Origin of the sequence: Streptomyces sp. NBC_00209 (assembly GCF_045206345.1) — a bacterium.
Lineage (GTDB): Bacteria > Actinomycetota > Actinomycetes > Streptomycetales > Streptomycetaceae > Streptomyces.
In genome coordinates this window covers 6172853-6194354 of record NZ_CP108121.1, presented here as the reverse complement: position 1 = coordinate 6194354, position 21502 = coordinate 6172853, and the positions used below count along the sequence as shown (strand labels likewise).

Below are 21502 nucleotides of genomic sequence, written 5' to 3'. Positions count from 1 at the left end.
CAATCGCCGCGTCATCACGGCCCCGGCCCCCGCGATTCCCGCCCCGGGCGCGCCCTCAGAGGTGTCAGACGGCCCGGTTGCGGCGCCGCGCGAGCTCGTCGGCCGGGTTGTGCCCGATCAGCGTCTCACCGGTGTCCACGCGCTCCCCGTGCAGCTGCGACAGGGCGGCGTCCACGTCCCGCCAGACGACTCCGACGGCGATCCCGAAGACGCCCTGGCCGCCCTGGAGCAGATCGACCACCTCGGCGGGCGAGGAGCACTCGTACACCGTGGCCCCGTCGCTCATCAGCGTCATCCGCTCCAGATCCTGGAAACCGCGGGCCCGCAGATGCTGGACCGTGGTCCGGATGTTCTGGAGCGCCACGCCGGTGTCGAGGAAGCGCTTCACGATCTTCAGCAGGACGACGTCCCGGAAGCTGTAGAGCCGCTGAGTGCCCGACCCGTACGCCGGACGGACGCTCGGCTCCACGAGGCCGGTGCGCGCCCAGTAGTCCAGTTGCCGGTACGTGATCCCCGCCGCCGCGCACGCCGTGGGCCCGCGGTAACCGATGTCCTCGGCCGATGCCACGCCGTCTCCCGCCACCGCAGCCGGCGAAGCCGACTGCCTGATGGTCCGGCCGGCCGTACTCCCCTGCTGCGGATACGGCGCACCCGCTGCCGTACCGTCGCCGCTGCTTCTCACGCCGACCTCCGTCCTTGACCTGCCCACTCGAAGGTAGGCAGTCACCCGGGGTGCGTCAACGATCGCCACACTCGGCACGCCGAGTGATAATCACCCTGAGGGTGGTTTCGCGTGACCGTTGACGGGGAAAGGCTCACCGGATGTGCCGGTGGCCACCGCCAAAGACGTCACTGGCTGTTGTTCGTCCCGAAGTCCTCCGGAGAGATCTGGTCGAGGAACTCGCGGAATTTCTCCACCTCGTCCTCCTGCTCGTCGGGGATCGCGATCCCCGCGTCGTCCAGCACCCCGTCACTGCCGTAGATCGGCGTTCCGGTGCGCAGGGCGAGGGCTATGGCGTCGGAAGGCCGCGCGCTCACCTCGACACCGCCGGCGAAGACCAGCTCCGCGTAGAAAACCCCTTCGCGGAGGTCCGTGATCCGGACCTCGGTGAGCTCCTGGCCGACGGCCTCGAGCACATCCTTGAAGAGATCATGGGTCAGCGGCCTGGCCGGAGCCATGCCCTGCTGGGCGAAGGCGATCGCGGTCGCCTCACCAGGACCGATCCAAATGGGGAGGTACCGGTCGCCTCCCACTTCACGCAGGAGCACGATCGGTTGGTTGGAGGGCATTTCCACCCGGACACCCACAACGTCGAGCTCGTTCACACAGCAACCCTAGGACGTGCTCGGCAGGTTTGGGTAGTCGGGCTCGTCCGCCTTCAGCGCAGCCGTACCTGCAGAGCGGTCTGAACGAGCGCGGAGTGCAGCCGTACGGACAGCTCCGCCAGCTCCTTCGCGGTCGCCTCCGCATGCGCTCTGGTCTGCGGATTCCGGTGCCGGCGCAGCGGCGCGACCATCTGCTCGATGAGCCCGGCCTCCCGGTCTGCGGCGCCCCGTACGGCCCTGAGGTGACGAGGTTCCAGACCGAATCGCCCCAGTTCCGCCACAAGCCTGGCGACGGTCACCATATCGGCGTCGTACCCGCCGTCCGCCGCGGGGACGACCAGGCCGTACGACTCCCAGTCGTCCAGGTCGCTCTCGGTGACCTCGGCGGCCACCAGGAGCTCGGCGCGGCCGATCCGGGCGGCCGTGGCCCGGCCCGGCAGCCCGGCCGGTTCACCGTCCGCCTGCCCCGGCTCACCGTCGGGGGACGGCAGGGCCACCTGCTCACCGCGGGCGAGGGCGTCCAGGTGCTCGCGGATGACCTTCAGCGGCAGGTAGTGGTCCCGCTGCATCCGGAGCACCTGGGCGAGCCGCTCGACGTCCGCGGCGACGAACTTCCGGTAGCCGGAGGGGGTCCGCTGCGGTTCGACCAGCCCTTCGGTCTCCAGGAAGCGGATCTTGGAGATGGTGACCTCGGGGAACTCCTCCTGCAGCTGCAGGAGCACCGTGCCGATGCTCATCGGCCGGCCGTCGGCGGCGATGCCGTGTCGGGCACCGCCGCTCGGTGTTCTCAGCATGGACCTTCCTGGGGTTCCCCCCGGACGGCGTCCGGGGGCGGGTCAGATGCCCCGCTGGCTCGCGTAGAAGACCAGCCGGTACTTGCCGATCTGCACCTCGTCACCGTTGGACAGGGCGACGGAGTCGATCCGCTCACGGTTGACATAGGTGCCGTTGAGGCTGCCGACGTCCCCGACCGTGAAGCTGCCGTCGGCGCCCCGGCGGAACTCCACATGGCGGCGGGAGACCGTCACGTCGTCCAGGAAGATGTCGCTCTGCGGGTGACGGCCGGCCGTGGTCAGCTCGCCGTCCAGCAGGAAGCGGCTGCCGCTGTTCGGGCCGCGGCGCACCACCAGGAGCGCCGAGCCGAGCGGCAGGGCGTCGACGGCGGCCTGCGCCTCGGGCGACAGCGACGGCACGGCGGTCTGGCCGGTGGCCTCCGCCTCGTACGCCTCAAGGCCGGAGATCGAGATGGTCGACGTCGTCTCCGAGGCGCGCTCCGGGACCCCGCCCCGCAGCGGCGCACCGCAGTTGGAGCAGAAACGGCTGGCCTCGGCGTTGCGGTGGCCGCACCTCGTACACACCGGCATGGACGAAGCCTCCTGGCTCGGGGCTCCGAAACCTATGCGGCCGGGACCGGCAGGGTCAACGGACGACGCGCCGGGACCGCCCGGGTAGTCACCCCCCTGGCCCGTCACCTGGTCGCGGAAGAGAGGGCGCTCCGCGCCCTGCTCGTCGGGCTGACCATGGCGCGGCGCGCGATGACGTGCGTTCTCATCGCGGGCGCTCTTGCCGAACAACTTCCCAAACAACTTCACGGGCGATTCCCCTTGACCGAAACAGACCCGCCCGTGGGGCAGGACGAACCCTGAATGAACACACCTGCCGACCCGGACATCTTCACAACGTCCGTATCCACTCGACAGTTTCCACCACGCGCCACGATTACGATGCGGCGACCCCCCGCAACCGTCCGCTCGTGTTCCCCGACGCCCGGGCGCCCGGGGATCACTGGCCCGACGACCGAGCGTAGTCAGGCCGCTCCGCCGGTCGCAAGGCGTCCACGACAATGTCGTCGGCCCGCAGCACATGCACGGTGGCCTGCTCCTTCTCCAGCGTCTGCACCACACCCCCGGGGATGTTCAGCGCCGGTTCCAGATCCTGCGGCTTGCCGATGACCTTGAAGACGTACGGTGCGGTGATCTTGCGCCCGTCGACCTTGACGGCACCCGCGTCACCGGAGAAGTACGTATTGGCCACCACACGGACGCCGTTGACCTCGACGGCCTCGGCGCCGGCCGCCCTGAGCTCCTGGAGGGCGTCGAGCAGCATGTCGGGACGCACGGCGCCGCCGGGGTCGTTGACCGTCATGGTGATCCCGGGGCCGTGAGCCGCCACGGTCCCGGCGAGCACGCCGAGTTGCCGCTCCTTCTCAACCGTCTGCTTCCGGGCCTCCTCGGCCTGGTCGGAGCTGTTCTCGAGCTCCGTGCGCTGGGCGTCGAGGCGCTGCTTCTCGTCCTCCAGCCGCTGCGTGCGGTCGTCCACCTCGTCCAGGATGCGCACCAGGTCCTCCTGGCGCGCCCCGCGCAGGGCGTTGCTGTCGCTGTTGGACCGCACCTGGATGGCGAGCCCGAGCCCGAGGCCGAACAGGAGGACGGCGACGATGAGTTGGGCGCGGGTCACCCGGGGCGGCCAGAGACCGGCGATCAGCCGCCGGCGCCCGGTGAGCTCCTGCGGGGCGTCGGCCCGGGGCTCCGCGCCGTCGTCGGAGTTCACGTTGAAGTCGTCGTTGCTCATCGGCATCAGGCCCGGAAGACGTGCCGGCGGATCGCCGCGGCGTTGGAGAAGATCCGGATGCCCAGCACGACCACCACACCCGTGGAGAGCTGGGCGCCGACGCCCAGCTTGTCGCCCAGGAAGACGATGAGGGCCGCCACGACCACGTTCGAGAGGAACGAGACCACGAAGACCTTGTCGACGAAGATGCCGTCGAGCATGGCCCTCAGCCCGCCGAACACCGCGTCGAGCGCGGCGACGACGGCGATGGGGAGATAGGGCTCGACCACCGCCGGAACTTCGGGCCGGACCAACAGTCCGACCACGACTCCCACGACGAGGCCCAGTACGGCGATCACGATGTGCCCTTCCCTGTGTCTGCGGCCTTGTATGGCTCTGCTGTCCGTACCATCAGGCTCGGGGCGGCCGGAAGGCTCAGCTTCTCCTGGACGGAGATGCTGGTCCGGATGTCGAAGGTGTCCTTCAGCGCCTGCAGGTAGCGGCCGTCGGCACTGTCCCGGAAGGCCGCACCCAGCTTCTTGCCGTCCCCCACCGCGAGCACCGAGTACGGGGGCACGAGCGGTTTGTTGTCGACCAGTATGGCGTCGCCCGCGGCCCGGATCGCCGACAGGGCCGTCAGCCGCTGTCCGTTGATGGCGATGGCCTCCGCGCCGGACTCCCACAGCCCGTTCACGACGCGCTGCATGTCCCGGTCCCTGACCCGCCCGGTGTCGGAGAATCCGCTGGTCTCGCGGGGTCCGCCGCCGCCCTGGTCGGTGTCCTCGGCGTCGTCCACGACGACCTTGAGTCCCGGCCCGTGCACGGGCGTGGCCCCGGAGAGCAGCGCCACCAGCTCTGCCTGGTCGCCCCCGTGTTCCTGAAGGGCCTTGCGCTGCCGGGTACTGACGTCGTCGCGGACGTCCTCCACCTGGGACTCCAGGGTGTCGGCCGCCGCCGTCTCGGCGTCGATGCGGTCGATCAGCTCCTGCTTCTCCTTGGCCAGGACCGGCGCGGTCACCCGTGCCTGGGCGGCGCCGAGCGTGACGACCAGGGCGGCGAGGACCAGACAGGCGGCGAGACCGAGCTTGGCCTTGAGCGTACGGGGCATGCCCGCGCGCCCCTCGGCCGCCCGCCGGGCCGCCGCTTCGGCGTAGCCGTCGTCCAGGCTGTGTTCCATCACGTTGGTCAGCAGCAGCATGGATGCGTCGGGGCGCTTGGGCGGCGGGGCCGTGCTCCGACCGTGGGGCTGCTGCGACATGCCGCACATCGTCGCATGTCGCGGCGGCTTACGCCGAATGGCCCCACCGTTGGACGGGCGGCCGCCGGGACGGGCGGTGCGTCCGCCCGTCCCCGCGGCCCCTTCTCAGTTGCCCGCGCTGTCCACGATCGCCGCCCACTCGTCGAGCAGTGCCTCGGCGGAGGCGTCGTCGGGCCCCTCGGCCCACAGGTGGGTGACGGCTTCCGCCGGGTCCGGCAGCACCATGACCCAGCGCCCGTCCGCCTCCACGACCCGTACGCCGTCCGTCGTGTCGACGTCCCGGTCGCCGGCCGCCTCCACGACCCGGCGCATGACCAGGCCCTTCACGGCCCACGGTGTCGCCAGGTCGCGGCGCAGGACGTGGGCGCGCGGAATGCGGGCGTCGATCTGGCTCAGCGTGAGCTGGGTCCTGGCGACGAGCCCGATGAGCCGCACGAACGCGGCCGTGCCGTCGAAGACGCTGGCGAATTCCGGAACGATGAAGCCGCCGCGCCCGTCTCCTCCGAAGATGGTGCCTTCCTCACGCCCCACCCGGGTCAGGTCGTCCGGCGACGTGGTCGTCCACTCGACCTGCGTGCCGTGGTACGCGGCGACCTGCTCGGCGACCCGCGTCGTGGTGACCGGGAGCGCCACCCGCCCGCTGCGCCGCTCGGCGGCGACGAGGTCGAGCATGACGAGCAGGGCCCGGTCGTCCTCCACGATCCGGCCGCGTTCGTCCACCAGGGACAGCCGCTCGCCCACGGGGTCGAAGCGGACACCGAAGGCCGCCCGCGCCGAGGAGACGATCTCACCGAGGCGCACGAGACCCTTGCGCCGGGCTTCGGCCGTCTCGGTCGGCCGGGATTCGTCAAGACCGGGGTTGATGGTGAGCGCGTCCACGCCCAGCCGTCCCAGGAGGCTCGGCAGCACGAGCCCCGCGCTGCCGTTGGACGCGTCGACCACGACCTTCAGCTGGGCGTCGGCGATCCCGGTGGTGTCCACGTTGCGCAGGAGGGACCCGGTGTACGAGTCGAAGACGCTGGACGGGAAGTAGATGTCGCCGATCTCGCCGGGGAAGGCCCGCCGGTACTCCTGCCTGGCGTAGACCCGGTCCAGTTTCCGCTGCCGCGCCTGGGAGAGGTCCGCTCCGCGTTCGTCGAAGAACATGATGTCGACGGAGTCGGGCACGCCCTGAGACGTACGGATCATGATCCCGCCGGCACTGCCGCGCGCGGTCTGCTGACGCGCGACGGGCAGCGGTACGTTCTCCAGGTCCCGTACGTCGATGGCGCTGGCCTGGAGCGCGGAGATCACGGCCCGTTTGAGCGCCCGGGCGCCTCGGGAGTGGTCCCGGGCGGTGGTGACGGTGGAGCCCTTCTTGAGCGTCGTCGCGTAGGCACCGGCCAGCCTGACGGCGAGCTCGGGGGTGATCTCGACGTTCAGGATTCCGGAGACGCCGCGCGCCCCGAACAGATGGGCCTGGCCGCGGGACTCCCAGATCACCGAGGTGTTGACGAAGGCGCCGGCCTCGATGGTCTTGAAAGGGTAGACGCGGACGTTCCCCTGGATGATGGATTCCTCACCGACGAGGCATTCGTCGCCGATGACGGCGCCGTCCTCGATCCGGGAGGCGCGCATGATGTCGGTGTTCTTGCCGACGACGCAGCCGCGCAGGTTGCTGTGGTCGCCGACGTACACGTTGTCGTGGACCACGGCCTTGTGCAGGAAGGCGCCGCTCTTGACGACGACGTTCGACCCGATGACCGTGTGCTCGCGGATCTCCACGCCGGCTTCGACCTTGGCGTAGTCCCCGATGTAGAGGGGGCCGCGCAGCACGGCGTCGGGGTGCACGTCGGCGCCTTCGGCCACCCAGACCCCGGGCGAGATCTCGAAGCCGTCGATCTCGACGTCGACCTTGCGCTCCAGCACATCGGCCTGGGCCTTCACATAGCTCTCGTGGGTGCCCACGTCCTCCCAGTAGCCCTCGGCGACATAGCCGTAGATGGGCTTGCCTTCCTTCATGAGCTGCGGGAAGACGTCCCCGGACCAGTCCACGGAGGCGTCGGCCTCGACGTAGTTGAAGACCTCGGGCTCCATGACGTAGATGCCCGTGTTCACGGTGTCCGAGAAGACCTGGCCCCAGGTCGGCTTTTCCAGGAAGCGCTCGACCTGACCCTGCTCGTCCACGATCGTGATCCCGAATTCCAGGGGATTGGGAACGCGGGTGAGGCAGACGGTGACCAGACCGCCCTTCTCCTTGTGGAAAGCGATGAGATCCGTGAGGTCGAAGTCGGTGAGCGCGTCACCGGAAATGACGAGGAAGGTGTCGTCCTTCAGCGCCTCTTCGGCGTTCTTCACGCTGCCGGCGGTGCCGAGCGGCTTCTCCTCGTTGGCATAGCTCAGCTCCATGCCGAGCTCTTCGCCGTCCCCGAAGTAATTCTTGACCAGGGAGGCAAGGAACTGGACGGTCACGACCGTCTCATTGAGCCCGTGCCGTTTCAGCAGCCGGAGCACATGCTCCATGATCGGCCGATTGGCCACGGGCAGGAGCGGTTTGGGCATGCTCGAGGTCATCGGGCGAAGACGAGTGCCTTCGCCGCCAGCCATCACGACGGCCTTCATGTCGGAAACGTCCTCCTTGAGAGACGACGGTCGAGCCGACTTCACCCGTCAGGGCAGCTTCTGTGTCATCAGCCGATGGCCGGCGACATTGCACGGCACCACATCAGCGAGCTCAATCGGCTACTGCATCCGCCTTGACCAGGCGGCGGACCTGAACCACGTACAAGATTCCTGCCCACCAATAGAGGGTTGTACCCCACCCTGCGAACGCCCATCCGAAAACGGTGGCCACCTCTGCCAGCCAACCATGCCAGTCGCTGAGCAGCAACAAGGGGAATGCGTACATGAGGTTGAACGTGGCGGCCTTGCCCAGGAAGTTCACCTGGGGCGGCGGATAGCCGTGCCGGCGGAGGATCCCCACCATGACGAGGAGCATGAGCTCGCGGGCGAGCAGGGCGAGGGTGAGCCAGAGCGGCAGGATCTCGCGCCAGGTGAGTCCGACGAGGGTGGAAAGAATGTAGAGCCGGTCGGCGGCGGGGTCGAGAAGCCGTCCGAGGCTGCTGATCTGGTTCCACCGGCGCGCGAGCTTGCCGTCGAGGTAGTCACTGACCCCGCTGAACATCAGGACCAGCAAAGCCCAGCCGTCGCTCTGGGGCCCGCCGAACTCGGGGCGGAGAATCAGCCACAGGAAGACAGGTACGCCGACCAGGCGCAACATGCTGAGGATGTTGGGGATGGTGAGTACCCGGTCCGTCTGAACGCGGGTCTCCTGGACCTCCACCCGGGGGCCTCCTGTGTCAAGAACGTGCCAATGATGCCCCCTGACCCTACCCTCAGCCCCGGCCGACGGGTGCAGAGGGGGCCGGGCAGCCCCTGGAAAACGCGAAAGAGCCCCGTGCCACAAGGGCACGGGGCTCTTCCTAAAAGGAGTTCGGCGGCGTCCTACTCTCCCACAGGGTCCCCCCTGCAGTACCATCGGCGCTGAAAGGCTTAGCTTCCGGGTTCGGAATGTAACCGGGCGTTTCCCTAACGCAATGACCACCGAAACACTATGAAATTAACCAACACCGGATGAAAACACGGCTGTTCGTTATTTCAGAACTAACACAGTGGACGCGAGCAACTGAGGACAAGCCCTCGGCCTATTAGTACCAGTCAGCTCCACCCGTTACCGGGCTTCCACATCTGGCCTATCAACCCAGTCGTCTACTGGGAGCCTTAACCCTTCAAGAGGGTGGGAATACTCATCTCGAAGCAGGCTTCCCGCTTAGATGCTTTCAGCGGTTATCCTTTCCGAACGTAGCCAACCAGCCATGCCCTTGGCAGGACAACTGGCACACCAGAGGTTCGTCCGTCCCGGTCCTCTCGTACTAGGGACAGCCCTTCTCAATATTCCTACGCGCACAGCGGATAGGGACCGAACTGTCTCACGACGTTCTAAACCCAGCTCGCGTACCGCTTTAATGGGCGAACAGCCCAACCCTTGGGACCGACTCCAGCCCCAGGATGCGACGAGCCGACATCGAGGTGCCAAACCATCCCGTCGATATGGACTCTTGGGGAAGATCAGCCTGTTATCCCCGGGGTACCTTTTATCCGTTGAGCGACAGCGCTTCCACAAGCCACTGCCGGATCACTAGTCCCGACTTTCGTCCCTGCTCGACCCGTCGGTCTCACAGTCAAGCTCCCTTGTGCACTTACACTCAACACCTGATTGCCAACCAGGCTGAGGGAACCTTTGGGCGCCTCCGTTACTCTTTAGGAGGCAACCGCCCCAGTTAAACTACCCATCAGACACTGTCCCTGATCCGGATCACGGACCCAGGTTAGACATCCAGCACGACCAGAGTGGTATTTCAACGACGACTCCACAACCACTGGCGTGGCCGCTTCAAAGTCTCCCACCTATCCTACACAAGCCGAACCGAACACCAATATCAAACTATAGTAAAGGTCCCGGGGTCTTTCCGTCCTGCTGCGCGAAACGAGCATCTTTACTCGTAGTGCAATTTCACCGGGCCTATGGTTGAGACAGTCGAGAAGTCGTTACGCCATTCGTGCAGGTCGGAACTTACCCGACAAGGAATTTCGCTACCTTAGGATGGTTATAGTTACCACCGCCGTTTACTGGCGCTTAAGTTCTCAGCTTCGCCACCCCGAAGAGCAGCTAACCGGTCCCCTTAACGTTCCAGCACCGGGCAGGCGTCAGTCCGTATACATCGCCTTACGGCTTCGCACGGACCTGTGTTTTTAGTAAACAGTCGCTTCTCGCTGGTCTCTGCGGCCACCCCCAGCTCAAGCAGCAAGTGCTCTCACCAGTGATGGCCCCCCTTCTCCCGAAGTTACGGGGGCATTTTGCCGAGTTCCTTAACCATAGTTCACCCGAACGCCTCGGTATTCTCTACCTGACCACCTGAGTCGGTTTAGGGTACGGGCCGCCATGAAACTCGCTAGAGGCTTTTCTCGACAGCATAGGATCATCCACTTCACCACAATCGGCTCGGCATCAGGTCTCAGCCTTAACGTGTGACGGATTTGCCTACCACACGGCCTACACCCTTACCCCGGGACAACCACCGCCCGGGCTGGACTACCTTCCTGCGTCACCCCATCGCTTACCTACTACAAGTCTGGTTCATCGGCTCCACCACTACCCTCAACTCCGAAGAGATCGGGCCGGCTTCACGGACTTAGCATCGCCTGATTCAGTACTGGGCGTTTCAAAGCGGGTACCGGAATATCAACCGGTTGTCCATCGACTACGCCTGTCGGCCTCGCCTTAGGTCCCGACTTACCCTGGGCAGATCAGCTTGACCCAGGAACCCTTAGTCAATCGGCGCACACGTTTCTCACGTGTGTATCGCTACTCATGCCTGCATTCTCACTCGTGAACCGTCCACAACTCGCTTCCGCGGCTGCTTCACCCGGCACACGACGCTCCCCTACCCATCCATACAGGCGTTGGCCCTATGTGTATGAATGACACGACTTCGGCGGTACGCTTGAGCCCCGCTACATTGTCGGCGCGGAATCACTTGACCAGTGAGCTATTACGCACTCTTTCAAGGGTGGCTGCTTCTAAGCCAACCTCCTGGTTGTCTCTGCGACTCCACATCCTTTCCCACTTAGCGTACGCTTAGGGGCCTTAGTCGATGCTCTGGGCTGTTTCCCTCTCGACCATGGAGCTTATCCCCCACAGTCTCACTGCCGCGCTCTCACTTACCGGCATTCGGAGTTTGGCTAAGGTCAGTAACCCGGTAGGGCCCATCGCCTATCCAGTGCTCTACCTCCGGCAAGAAACACACGACGCTGCACCTAAATGCATTTCGGGGAGAACCAGCTATCACGGAGTTTGATTGGCCTTTCACCCCTAACCACAGGTCATCCCCCAGGTTTTCAACCCTGGTGGGTTCGGTCCTCCACGAAGTCTTACCTCCGCTTCAACCTGCCCATGGCTAGATCACTCCGCTTCGGGTCTAGAGCGTGCAACTCAATCGCCCTATTCGGACTCGCTTTCGCTACGGCTTCCCCACACGGGTTAACCTCGCTACACACCGCTAACTCGCAGGCTCATTCTTCAAAAGGCACGCAGTCACGACTGCATGTGCAAGCACATACAGCGACGCTCCCACGGCTTGTAGGCACACGGTTTCAGGTACTATTTCACTCCGCTCCCGCGGTACTTTTCACCATTCCCTCACGGTACTATCCGCTATCGGTCACCAGGGAATATTTAGGCTTAACGGGTGGTCCCGCCAGATTCACACGGGATTTCTCGGGCCCCGTGCTACTTGGGTGTCTCTCAAACGAGCCGTTGATGTTTCAGCTACGGGGGTCTTACCCTCTACGCCGGACCTTTCGCATGTCCTTCGCCTACATCAACGGTTTCTGACTCGTCTCACAGCCGGCAGACTATGAAAGAGAGATCCCACAACCCCGCATGCGCAACCCCTGCCGGGTATCACACGCATACGGTTTGGCCTGATCCAGTTTCGCTCGCCACTACTCCCGGAATCACGGTTGTTTTCTCTTCCTGAGGGTACTGAGATGTTTCACTTCCCCTCGTTCCCTCCACACTGCCTATGTGTTCAGCAGCGGGTGACAGCCCATGACGACTGCCGGGTTTCCCCATTCGGACACCCCCGGATCAAAGCTTGGTTGACAGCTCCCCGGGGCCTATCGTGGCCTCCCACGTCCTTCATCGGTTCCTGGTGCCAAGGCATCCACCGTGCGCCCTTAAAAACTTGGCCACAGATGCTCGCGTCCACTGTGCAGTTCTCAAACAACGACCAGCCACCCACCACCCCACCCGAATACCGGATGAGTTCACTGGGGCCGGCAACCGAAGGACGACCATGACGGCCGTACCTTCAGATACCCAACAGCGTGCCCGACCCGACCAATCATTTTTCACGTTCCACGCCGAAGCAGTACTAGTGACAAACAACTTGCCGTGCCGAGTAGTCAACGTTCCACCCATGAGCTAACCACCGTCGAACATTTGCCGACGTAGTGGCTCTGGATTCCTTGCGGAATCTAGATGCTCCTTAGAAAGGAGGTGATCCAGCCGCACCTTCCGGTACGGCTACCTTGTTACGACTTCGTCCCAATCGCCAGTCCCACCTTCGACAGCTCCCTCCCACAAGGGGTTGGGCCACCGGCTTCGGGTGTTACCGACTTTCGTGACGTGACGGGCGGTGTGTACAAGGCCCGGGAACGTATTCACCGCAGCAATGCTGATCTGCGATTACTAGCAACTCCGACTTCATGGGGTCGAGTTGCAGACCCCAATCCGAACTGAGACCGGCTTTTTGAGATTCGCTCCGCCTCGCGGCATCGCAGCTCATTGTACCGGCCATTGTAGCACGTGTGCAGCCCAAGACATAAGGGGCATGATGACTTGACGTCGTCCCCACCTTCCTCCGAGTTGACCCCGGCAGTCTCCTGTGAGTCCCCATCACCCCGAAGGGCATGCTGGCAACACAGAACAAGGGTTGCGCTCGTTGCGGGACTTAACCCAACATCTCACGACACGAGCTGACGACAGCCATGCACCACCTGTACACCGACCACAAGGGGGGCACCATCTCTGATGCTTTCCGGTGTATGTCAAGCCTTGGTAAGGTTCTTCGCGTTGCGTCGAATTAAGCCACATGCTCCGCTGCTTGTGCGGGCCCCCGTCAATTCCTTTGAGTTTTAGCCTTGCGGCCGTACTCCCCAGGCGGGGAACTTAATGCGTTAGCTGCGGCACCGACGACGTGGAATGTCGCCAACACCTAGTTCCCAACGTTTACGGCGTGGACTACCAGGGTATCTAATCCTGTTCGCTCCCCACGCTTTCGCTCCTCAGCGTCAGTAATGGCCCAGAGATCCGCCTTCGCCACCGGTGTTCCTCCTGATATCTGCGCATTTCACCGCTACACCAGGAATTCCGATCTCCCCTACCACACTCTAGCCTGCCCGTATCGACTGCAGACCCGGGGTTAAGCCCCGGGCTTTCACAACCGACGTGACAAGCCGCCTACGAGCTCTTTACGCCCAATAATTCCGGACAACGCTTGCGCCCTACGTATTACCGCGGCTGCTGGCACGTAGTTAGCCGGCGCTTCTTCTGCAGGTACCGTCACTTTCGCTTCTTCCCTGCTGAAAGAGGTTTACAACCCGAAGGCCGTCATCCCTCACGCGGCGTCGCTGCATCAGGCTTTCGCCCATTGTGCAATATTCCCCACTGCTGCCTCCCGTAGGAGTCTGGGCCGTGTCTCAGTCCCAGTGTGGCCGGTCGCCCTCTCAGGCCGGCTACCCGTCGTCGCCTTGGTAGGCCATTACCCCACCAACTAGCTGATAGGCCGCGGGCTCATCCTTCACCGCCGGAGCTTTCAACCTTCTCCCAGGAGGGAGAAAGTATTATCCGGTATTAGACCCCGTTTCCAGGGCTTGTCCCAGAGTGAAGGGCAGATTGCCCACGTGTTACTCACCCGTTCGCCACTAATCCACCCCGAAGGGCTTCATCGTTCGACTTGCATGTGTTAAGCACGCCGCCAGCGTTCGTCCTGAGCCAGGATCAAACTCTCCGTGAATGTTTTCCCGTAATCGGGAGACACATCACGAGAGCGGAACGACAAGGTCGGAATAAGACCCGTCGTCCACTGCGTCCTCGCTGTGTTTTGCCTACCCGGACCCAAAGAGGACCGTGTAGGACTTTCAAAGGAACCACCAACCTGCCGAAGCAGGCCGGGGTATCAACATATCTGGCGTTGACTTTTGGCACGCTGTTGAGTTCTCAAGGAACGGACGCTTCCTTTGTACTCACCCTCTCGGGCTTTCCTCCGGGCGCTTCCCTTCGGTCTTGCGTTTCCGACTCTATCAGACTCTTTCGTGTCCGATTCCCGGTCGAAGCGGGTCAAGCGATTTTCGCTTTCCAGTTCTTCGCTTTCGCGTTTCCCTTTCCGGCGAGTCCGACACTATCAAACCTTTCCGGTCCCCCTGACCGGCCCCCCGCAGGCATGCGGGTGCCCGATTTCGGGTTAGGGTTTGGGCTCAATAGCCGTTGCCGACCCCCGACTCAAAGTCGCGTTGGGGCCAGGCAGGAGTACGACAGTACAGGCAGCCGGGAGTCGAGGCAAATCGTTTCCGGTGCGCCCCTAGGTCCTCGAACCGTCAGGACTCGGGCGGAACCGGGACTTCTCATGACTTACGCTGCTGAGCAGTACGCCGTCCTCCTGTCCAGCCGCGGCGGCACCTTCGAAGCTCCACTGGGAGGCCCCCCATGACCACTGTGACGTCCCCTCTTGCAGGACGTGCCATTGGGCTCGCTGCCGTACCCGACCCCGTCTTCGCCGGCGCGATGGTCGGTCCCGGTACCGCCATCGACCCCGTCCGCGAGCCCTCCGAGGCGGTCTCCCCCGTCGACGGAGTCATCGTCTCCCTCCACCCGCACGCCTTCGTGGTGGTCGACAGTGAGGGGCACGGTGTGCTCACGCACCTGGGCATCGACACGGTCCAGCTCAACGGCGAGGGCTTCGAGCTGCTCGTGAGCAAGGGCGACACCGTCACCCGCGGTCAGGCCGTCGTCCGGTGGGACCCCTCCGCCGTAGAGAAGGCGGGCAAGTCGCCGGTGTGCCCGATCGTGGCGCTGGAAGCGACGGCCGAGTCCCTCTCCGGCCTCGTGGAGTCCGGCGATGTCGCGGCCGGCGACGCGCTGTTCGGCTGGCAGTAACGCGATCGGCGCAGTGACAGCCGACTGGATATCCACCACCGCGGAGGCAACGGCCACCGCACGACCGGAGACGGGTGAAATGGAGACAACGCTGCGAGGCGTAGGCGTGAGCCACGGTGTGGCGATCGGCGAGGTACGGCACATGGGCACCGCGGTGCTCGAACCGCCGGCCAAGCAGATCCCCGCCGAGGAGGCCGAACGCGAGCAGGGGCGGGCCCGGCAGGCGGTGGAGGCCGTGGCCGCCGACCTCATCGCACGCGGCAACCTGGCCGGTGGCGAGGCCCAGCATGTGCTGGAGGCCCAGGCCATGATGGCCCAGGACCCCGAGCTCATGGCCGATGTCGAGCGCCGCATCGCCGTCGGGAGCACCGCCGAGCGCGGGGTGTACGACGCGTTCGCCTCGTATCGGGCACTCCTGGCCGGTGCCGGGGAGTACCTGGCCGGCCGGGTCGCCGACCTCGACGACGTCCGGAACCGCATCGTGGCGCGGCTGCTCGGTGTGCCGATGCCCGGCGTGCCGGACAGCGACGAGCCCTACGTCCTGATCGCCCGGGACCTCGCCCCCGCCGACACGGCGCTGCTGGACCCCGCGCTGGTCCTCGGCTTCGTCACCGAGGAGGGCGGGCCGACCAGCCACAGCGCCATCCTGGCCCGGGCGCTCGGTGTCCCCGCCGTGGTGGCCCTGCCCGGGGCCGGTGAGCTGGCCGAGGGCACGCTCATCGCCGTGGACGGCAGCACCGGCGAGATCTTCGTGGAGCCGAGCGACGCCAAGCGGGCGGAGCTGGAGAGCGCCGCCGCCGCGCGCAAGGCCGCACTGACCGCCACGACGGGCCCCGGTGCCACGTCGGACGGTCACAAGGTGCCGCTCCTCGCCAACGTCGGCGGTCCCGCCGATGTGCCGGCGGCCGTGGAGGCGGGTGCGGAGGGCGTCGGCCTGTTCCGTACGGAGTTCCTCTTCCTGGACGACAGCAAGCAGGCGCCGTCCGAGGAGAAGCAGATCGCCGCGTACCGCGCGGTGCTCGAAGCCTTTCCCGAGGGCCGTGTCGTGGTGCGTGTGCTGGACGCGGGCGCGGACAAGCCGCTCGACTTCCTGACCCCGGCGGACGAGCCGAACCCGGCGCTGGGCGTGCGCGGGCTGCGGAGCCTCCTGGACCACCCGGACGTGCTGCGCACCCAGCTGACCGCTCTGTCGAAGGCTGCCGAGGGGCTGCCCGTCCACCTTGAGGTCATGGCGCCCATGGTGGCCGACCGCGCGGACGCCAAGGCTTTCGCCGACGCCTGCCGCGAGGCCGGGCTGAACGCGAAGTTCGGCGCGATGGTCGAGATCCCGTCCGCCGCGCTGCGGGCGCGCTCGGTGCTGCAGGAGGTGGAGTTCCTGTCGCTGGGCACCAACGACCTGGCGCAGTACACCTTCGCGGCCGACCGTCAGGTGGGGGCCGTCTCCCGGCTCCAGGACCCGTGGCAGCCGGCACTGCTGGATCTGGTCGCGCTGTCCGCCGACGCCGCGAAGGCCGAGGGCAAGAGCTGTGGTGTCTGCGGTGAGGCGGCCTCCGATCCGCTGCTCGCCTGTGTGCTGACGGGTCTGGGGGTGACGTCCCTGTCGATGGGTGCGGCGTCCATTCCCTATGTCCGCGCCACGCTGGCCAAGTACACGCTCGCGCAGTGTGAGCGGGCCGCTTCGGCCGCGCGTGCCGCGGACTCCGCCGAGGAAGCGCGCCGGGCGGCGCAGGCGGTGCTGTCGGGCGAGTAGTCCGGGACCGGACGACACGAGGTGAAGGGGCTTTCCGCCGGGGAACGGCGGAGAGCCCCTTCGTCATGTCAGCGGTGCTCCTCCGGTTCGTCGGCGCCGATGTCGAAGCCCGCGCAGTACTCCACACCGGACTCGGGGGCGACGGGCTCGCCCGTGTCCGCGTCGGTGCAGTAGGCGCTGAAGACCTCGCCGGCGGTGAGCGGGTCGAGGTTGCCCCGGCTCAGCCGCCAGCCGTGCACGCGGTCCGGGGCGCCGGGTGTGCTCGTACGCAGGACGACTCCGCCGTGGCTCTCCAGGGCGATGGCGACGGCGAGGACGCTCACGAACTCGGCGCCCTCCGAGGTGTCGAGCAGGACGGCTCCCGCGGTGGGGCGGTCGGTGTGCAGGGCGGCGAGCAGCTGGTCGTTCTCCGTGGGGGTACTGCACACCAGGTGGTGGGTGCCGGGTCCGGCCACCTCCAGGGTGCGTTCCAGGAGGTGGGAGGCACGGTCGAAGGCGGCGCTGCCGATGTCCCGGCCGCAGTCCGCGCAGTCGCCGAGGCCGGCCAGGAGCATGGTGGCGTACTCCCAGGTGGCCCGGCGGACCGCACGGCCGACGAGCACCTGGATCAGGGCGTCCAGGGGCTGTCCCTCGTAGGTGACGGTGGCTCCGCAGGCGGCGATCTCCGCGGTGAAGCGGCTGCGGCCGGCCGGGGTGTCGGGGACGATGCCGGCCTCCGCGCAGTACCGCACGTACTCCAGGGGGTCGAAGAGGGCGACCGTCGTGTGCACGCCCTGTGCGGTGAGGGCCTTGAGCAGGGCCTCCACCTGATCCAGATAGACGCGGTGGTCGTCGAAGGTGAAGGTGCGGAAGCGGCGCATCACCGCGAAGTCCTCCTCATCGGCCAGCAGGCCGATGGTGGTGGGTGCTTCGCGGCGCAGCGTGCGTCGCATGGTGGTGGTCACGGTCCGTCCGTGGACGGTGGACCGCTTGTTCCTTGTCTGCGCCATGATGTCCCCCAGTACGCTGTCGATCATTGCTCACTCAGCGTAATCAATGGCACTGACAACGGGGCGGTCAGCGGCGTTCGCGGGCCAGCTTCTCGTAGAAGTGGAGGAGTTCCAGGTTGTCGATCGAGCCGGGGTTGACGGCCTTTTCCAGGGCTGTTCCCTGGAGCAGGCGCTTGACCGGAACCTCGATGCGTTTGCCGGTGAGGGTGTGCGGGATGGCGGGGACCTCGATGACCTCGTCGGGGACGTGGCGGGGCGAGAGGTTCTCGCGGATGGTGCGCTTAATGCTGTCGCGGAGGGCGTCGTCCAGGGTGGCGCCCTCGGTGAGGTGGACGAAGAGCGGCATCCAGTAGCCGCCGTCCGGTTCCTCCAGGCCGATGACGAGGGATTCGCGGATCTCGGGGAGGCGTTCGACGGCCTCGTAGATGTCGGCGGAGCCCATGCGGACGCCCTGCCGGTTGAGGGTGGAGTCGGAGCGGCCGTGGATGACGACGGAGCCTCGGTCGGTGAGGGTGATCCAGTCGCCGTGGCGCCAGACGCCGGGGTACACGTCGAAGTAGCTGTCGTGGTAGCGGCTGCCGTCGGGGTCGTTCCAGAAGTGGACCGGCATGGAGGGCATCGGCTGGGTGACGACGAGCTCGCCGACCTCGCCGGTCAGGGGTTCGCCCGCCGGGTCCCAGGACTGGAGGTCCGTGCCGAGGCAGGCGGCTTGGAGCTCGCCGATGTGGACGGGGAGGGTGGGCACCGCGCCGGCAAAGCAGCTGCAGACGTCGGTGCCGCCGCTGACGGAGGCGATCCAGAGGTCGTCGGCGACCTCGTCGTGGAGCCAGCGGAAGCCGTCGGGCGGGAGCGGGGAGCCGGTGGTGGCGACGCACTGGACGCGGGAGAGGTCGAAATCGCGTCCCGGGTGGATGCCCGCCTTGCGGCAGGCCATCACGTAGGCGGCGGAGGTGCCGAAGAGGGTGGCGCCGGTCTGTTCGGCGACGCGCCACTGGGCGCTGACGTCCGGGTAGCCCGGGCTTCCGTCGTACAGCACGAGGGTGGTGCCGGTGAGGAGGCCGGAGACGAGGAAGTTCCACATCATCCAGCCGGTGGAGGTGTACCAGAAGAAGCGGTCCTCGGGGCCGAGGTCGCAGTGGAGGCCGATCTGCTTGAAGTGTTCGAGCAGGATGCCGCCCTGGGACTGGACGATGGCCTTGGGCAGGCCGGTGGTGCCCGAGGAGTAGAGGACCCAGAGCGGGTGGTCGAAGGGGACCTGCTCGAAGACCGGTTCGGTGTCGGCGGCGGTGAGGGCGGCCCAGTCGAGAGCGCCCTCGGGGGCTTCGGTGCCCAGCAGCGGGATGTGCACGACGGCGCGCAGGGTGGGCAGTTCGCGGCGGAGCTCGGCGACGGTGTCGGCGCGGTGGTGTTCCTTGCCGCCGTAGCGGTAGCCGTCGACGGTGAACAGGACGACGGGTTCGACCTGCTGGAAGCGGTCGAGGACGCTGCGGGCGCCGAAGTCGGGGGCGCAGGAGGTCCAGACGCCGCCGACGGCCGCGGTGGCCAGGAAGGCGACGACGGCCTGCGGGATGTTGGGCAGGTAGCCGCTGACGCGGTCGCCGGGGGTGACGCCGAGTGCGCGGAGTTCGGCGGCGAGCGAGCCGACCTGGCGGCGGAGCCCTGACCAGGAGGTCGGGGCCTGGGTGTGGCTCTCGTCCACGTGGAGCAGGGCGGGCGCGTCGGCGCGCAGGGTGTCCTCGGCGGCGCGCAGCGCGTGCTCGGCGTAGTTGAGGGTGGCGCCGGGGAACCAGGTGGCGCCGGGCATCGAGCGGTCGCCGATGACCTGCTCGTACGGGGTGGAGAAGCGCACGTCGAACCACTCGGCGACGGCCTTCCAGAAGGTGCCGAGCTCATCGACGGACCAGCGGTGCAGACTGGCGTAGCCGCCCTCGGCGGGGGCGCCGTGGTGTTCGGCGGCCCAGCTCTGGAACCGGGTGACGGCGGCGGCCGCGATGCGGTCGGGGCCGGGCTGCCACAGGGGGGCTTCGTCGGCTGCTGAGGTCATGGGGGCGGCTCCCTGGCTGTAGCGGGTACGCGGTGTGTGCGCAGGTCGCGCGCACGTGCGGGGTGTGCGCGTGAGGCGACGTCACGGACGATGCCATGTGATCGACTTTCGCACCAGGGTTGCCCGTACATGGTTCCGTGTCCCGGTATGTGCTCCCGCCACGTCCGGTGCGGGGCGAACGGAAGTTGAACGCCGACTGTTCGCGGCCGGGCGGGTGGCAGGGTGAGCGGCATGAACGGTCGTGACCTGGTGCGCCCGATGAAGCTGGTGGGTTCGAAGCGAGGGCTGCGCACGGTGCGCTCGGCGTGGCGCCGGGCGCGTGCGGACGCGCGGGCGCTGCCGGGGGGGGGTGACGGGGCTCAGCGGTAGCGGCCGGCGAACCAGCGGTGGACGGCCTCGGTGTGGAGGGGGAAGGCGAGCGTGGCGGGGGCGGTGAGCAGGGTGTGGCCGGACGTCTCGTCGGTGGGGGCGGACGGCGGGAGCGCGGCGGCGGGCCGTTCGGGAAGGAGTCCGAAGAGGAGCAGGTGTCCGGCGGGTGAGCTGAGGGCGTCGGCGAGGCGGACGTCCTGGGGGCGTGCCTCGATGCGGGTCTCCTCGCGCAGTTCGCGTACGACGGCGTGCTGCCAGTCCTCGGCGTGGTCGATGAAGCCACCGGGCAGGGCGAGGCCGCCGCGTGCGGGTTCGATGGTGCGGGTGATGACGACGAGTCCGGTGGTGTCGCCGTCGGTGACGGGGAGCAGGGCGACGGCGACCGGGAGCGGGTTGCGGTAGGCGGTCTCGCCGCAGGCGGCGCAGGTGCGGGGCCAGGTGTCGGGGGCCGGGAGGCCGGTGTACGCGGCTCCGCAGCCGGGGCAGTGGGAGTACGTCACGGGCTGCTCCGTTTCCTCGGGGCCGGCCGGCGCTCGTGGTGACCGGGCGTGGGACCGGTGGCGGACACGCGCGGACTGTACCGGATCCCCTTTGCGGCGGGCCCGGACCGTGGAGGATGTGCTCATGACATCCATCGTGACCGCTTTCCGTGCCCTGGCGGCCACCGCCGCCGCCCTGCTCGCCGTGCCCGTCACCGCACCGGTGGCGCAGGCGAGGCCCGAGCCGAAGGCGCCCCGGGAGTTCGTCTCGCTGCGTTCGGTGGACCCCACGATCCTCCAGGAGATGCGCTACCCGAGCGCCCACGACTTCATGGGCGAGCCCGTGGACGGGTACCGTCAACCGCTCTGCATCGTGACCCGGCCGGCCGCCGAGGCCCTGCACCGGGCGCAGCTCCGGCTCCTGCGGCAGGGCTATTCGCTGAAGGTGTACGACTGTTACCGCCCGCAGCGGGCCGTCGACCACTTCGTGCGGTGGGCGAAGGACCTGGACGACGAGACGATGAAGGGCGAGTTCTATCCCCGGGTCGACAAGTCCCGGCTCTTCGCGGACGGTTACATCGCGGAGAAGTCGGGGCACAGCCGGGGCAGCACCGTGGACCTGACGCTCGTACGGCTCCCTGCCGCGCCGACCAGGCCGTATCGCCCGGGCGAGAAGCTGGTGCCGTGCTACGCGCCGAAGGCCGACCGTTTCCCCGACAACTCGGTGGACATGGGCACCGGTTTCGACTGCTTCGACACGCTCTCGCACACCGATGATCCCCGGATCCAGGGGGTGCAGCGCGCCAACCGGCAGTTCCTGAAGAAGACGCTCACCGAGGCCGGTTTCGTGAATCTGGCCGAGGAGTGGTGGCACTACACCTTCCAGCCCGAGACGTTCCCCGCCACCTATTTCGATTTCCCGGTGGCCCGCAGGTCGGTCGCCGGGCACTGAACCGGCCGCGTGTGAACGGGCGGCCGGG

15 protein-coding genes and 3 rRNA genes are annotated in these 21502 nt (G+C 66.8%); 3 read left to right on the top strand and 15 right to left on the bottom strand.

The window, feature by feature from the left end; all coding sequences use genetic code 11:
* Nucleotides 1-64 precede the first annotated feature (64 nt).
* From OG867_RS28145 to OG867_RS28090, 12 genes are all read right to left on the bottom strand, one after another.
* Nucleotides 65-682 carry a MerR family transcriptional regulator gene (locus OG867_RS28145; protein ID WP_328899156.1) on the bottom strand — a complete coding sequence of 206 codons (618 nt, stop codon included), beginning with the start codon at nt 680-682 and terminating at the stop codon, nt 65-67.
* 167 nt (nt 683-849) lie between these two features.
* A complete protein-coding gene (locus tag OG867_RS28140; RefSeq protein ID WP_026171779.1) occupies nt 850-1326 on the bottom strand; it encodes a bifunctional nuclease family protein in 477 nt (158 codons plus the stop codon).
* 53 nt (nt 1327-1379) lie between these two features.
* Nucleotides 1380-2120, bottom strand: coding sequence for a MerR family transcriptional regulator (locus OG867_RS28135; RefSeq protein ID WP_328899157.1), 741 nt, complete (start codon nt 2118-2120; stop codon nt 1380-1382).
* 42 nt (nt 2121-2162) lie between these two features.
* Complete coding sequence (locus OG867_RS28130; RefSeq protein ID WP_328904257.1) at nt 2163-3026, bottom strand: FHA domain-containing protein; 864 nt, start codon at nt 3024-3026, stop codon at nt 2163-2165.
* 82 nt (nt 3027-3108) lie between these two features.
* Nucleotides 3109-3897, bottom strand: coding sequence for a DUF881 domain-containing protein (locus tag OG867_RS28125; RefSeq protein WP_328899158.1), 789 nt, complete (start codon nt 3895-3897; stop codon nt 3109-3111).
* 5 nt (nt 3898-3902) lie between these two features.
* Nucleotides 3903-4235: a small basic family protein gene (locus OG867_RS28120; protein WP_003970459.1), complete on the bottom strand. Its 333-nt coding sequence runs from the start codon at nt 4233-4235 to the stop codon at nt 3903-3905.
* Nucleotides 4232-5134, bottom strand: a complete 903-nt coding sequence (locus OG867_RS28115) for a DUF881 domain-containing protein (protein ID WP_406289512.1) — start codon at nt 5132-5134, stop codon at nt 4232-4234. The genes OG867_RS28120 and OG867_RS28115 overlap by 4 nt, the downstream gene beginning before the upstream one ends.
* A 105-nt stretch (nt 5135-5239) precedes the next feature.
* Complete coding sequence (locus tag OG867_RS28110) at nt 5240-7735, bottom strand: mannose-1-phosphate guanyltransferase (protein ID WP_328899160.1); 2496 nt, start codon at nt 7733-7735, stop codon at nt 5240-5242.
* Between the two features lie 112 nt (nt 7736-7847).
* Entirely contained in the window at nt 7848-8456 is a 609-nt protein-coding gene (locus OG867_RS28105; protein WP_328899161.1) for a CDP-alcohol phosphatidyltransferase family protein, read from the bottom strand.
* 148 nt (nt 8457-8604) lie between these two features.
* Nucleotides 8605-8721, bottom strand: a 5S ribosomal RNA gene (gene rrf, locus OG867_RS28100).
* Between the two features lie 79 nt (nt 8722-8800).
* Nucleotides 8801-11925 (bottom strand): 23S ribosomal RNA (locus OG867_RS28095).
* Between the two features lie 301 nt (nt 11926-12226).
* A 16S ribosomal RNA gene (locus tag OG867_RS28090) occupies nt 12227-13752 on the bottom strand.
* Together the 16S, 23S and 5S rRNA genes form the textbook arrangement of a ribosomal RNA operon.
* Before the next feature lie 689 nt (nt 13753-14441).
* On the opposite strand from OG867_RS28090, the gene OG867_RS28085 reads away from it, so the two are divergent.
* Nucleotides 14442-14891: a PTS glucose transporter subunit IIA gene (locus OG867_RS28085; RefSeq protein WP_328899162.1), complete on the top strand. Its 450-nt coding sequence runs from the start codon at nt 14442-14444 to the stop codon at nt 14889-14891.
* A gap of 79 nt (nt 14892-14970) precedes the next feature.
* Entirely contained in the window at nt 14971-16641 is a 1671-nt protein-coding gene (gene ptsP / locus OG867_RS28080) for a phosphoenolpyruvate--protein phosphotransferase (RefSeq protein WP_328899163.1), read from the top strand.
* A 68-nt stretch (nt 16642-16709) separates the two neighbouring features.
* On the opposite strand, the gene OG867_RS28075 is transcribed toward ptsP, so the two are convergent.
* The 3 genes from OG867_RS28075 to OG867_RS28065 form a co-directional block, all read right to left on the bottom strand.
* Nucleotides 16710-17657 carry a hypothetical protein gene (locus tag OG867_RS28075; RefSeq protein ID WP_406289508.1) on the bottom strand — a complete coding sequence of 316 codons (948 nt, stop codon included), beginning with the start codon at nt 17655-17657 and terminating at the stop codon, nt 16710-16712.
* Between the two features lie 40 nt (nt 17658-17697).
* Nucleotides 17698-19674, bottom strand: a complete 1977-nt coding sequence (locus OG867_RS28070) for an acetoacetate--CoA ligase (protein ID WP_406289505.1) — start codon at nt 19672-19674, stop codon at nt 17698-17700.
* 359 nt (nt 19675-20033) lie between these two features.
* Nucleotides 20034-20543, bottom strand: a complete 510-nt coding sequence (locus tag OG867_RS28065; protein ID WP_328899166.1) for an NUDIX domain-containing protein — start codon at nt 20541-20543, stop codon at nt 20034-20036.
* A 124-nt stretch (nt 20544-20667) separates the two neighbouring features.
* On the opposite strand from OG867_RS28065, the gene OG867_RS28060 reads away from it, so the two are divergent.
* The gene (locus OG867_RS28060) at nt 20668-21474 is read left to right on the top strand and encodes a M15 family metallopeptidase (RefSeq protein ID WP_406289503.1); all 807 of its coding nucleotides are present in this window, start codon (nt 20668-20670) and stop codon (nt 21472-21474) included.
* The last annotated feature ends 28 nt before the right edge of the window (nt 21475-21502 follow it).

Coding starts and splice junctions, on each gene's coding strand:
- OG867_RS28135 (WP_328899157.1), bottom strand. CDS start 2,120: ATGCTGAGAACACCGAGCGGCGGTGCCCGACACGGCATCGCCGCCGAC.
- OG867_RS28125 (WP_328899158.1), bottom strand. CDS start 3,897: ATGAGCAACGACGACTTCAACGTGAACTCCGACGACGGCGCGGAGCCC.
- OG867_RS28115 (WP_406289512.1), bottom strand. CDS start 5,134: ATGTCGCAGCAGCCCCACGGTCGGAGCACGGCCCCGCCGCCCAAGCGC.
- OG867_RS28110 (WP_328899160.1), bottom strand. CDS start 7,735: ATGAAGGCCGTCGTGATGGCTGGCGGCGAAGGCACTCGTCTTCGCCCG.
- OG867_RS28085 (WP_328899162.1), top strand. CDS start 14,442: ATGACCACTGTGACGTCCCCTCTTGCAGGACGTGCCATTGGGCTCGCT.
- ptsP (WP_328899163.1), top strand. CDS start 14,971: ATGGAGACAACGCTGCGAGGCGTAGGCGTGAGCCACGGTGTGGCGATC.
- OG867_RS28075 (WP_406289508.1), bottom strand. CDS start 17,657: ATGATCGACAGCGTACTGGGGGACATCATGGCGCAGACAAGGAACAAG.
- OG867_RS28070 (WP_406289505.1), bottom strand. CDS start 19,674: ATGACCTCAGCAGCCGACGAAGCCCCCCTGTGGCAGCCCGGCCCCGAC.
- OG867_RS28060 (WP_406289503.1), top strand. CDS start 20,668: ATGACATCCATCGTGACCGCTTTCCGTGCCCTGGCGGCCACCGCCGCC.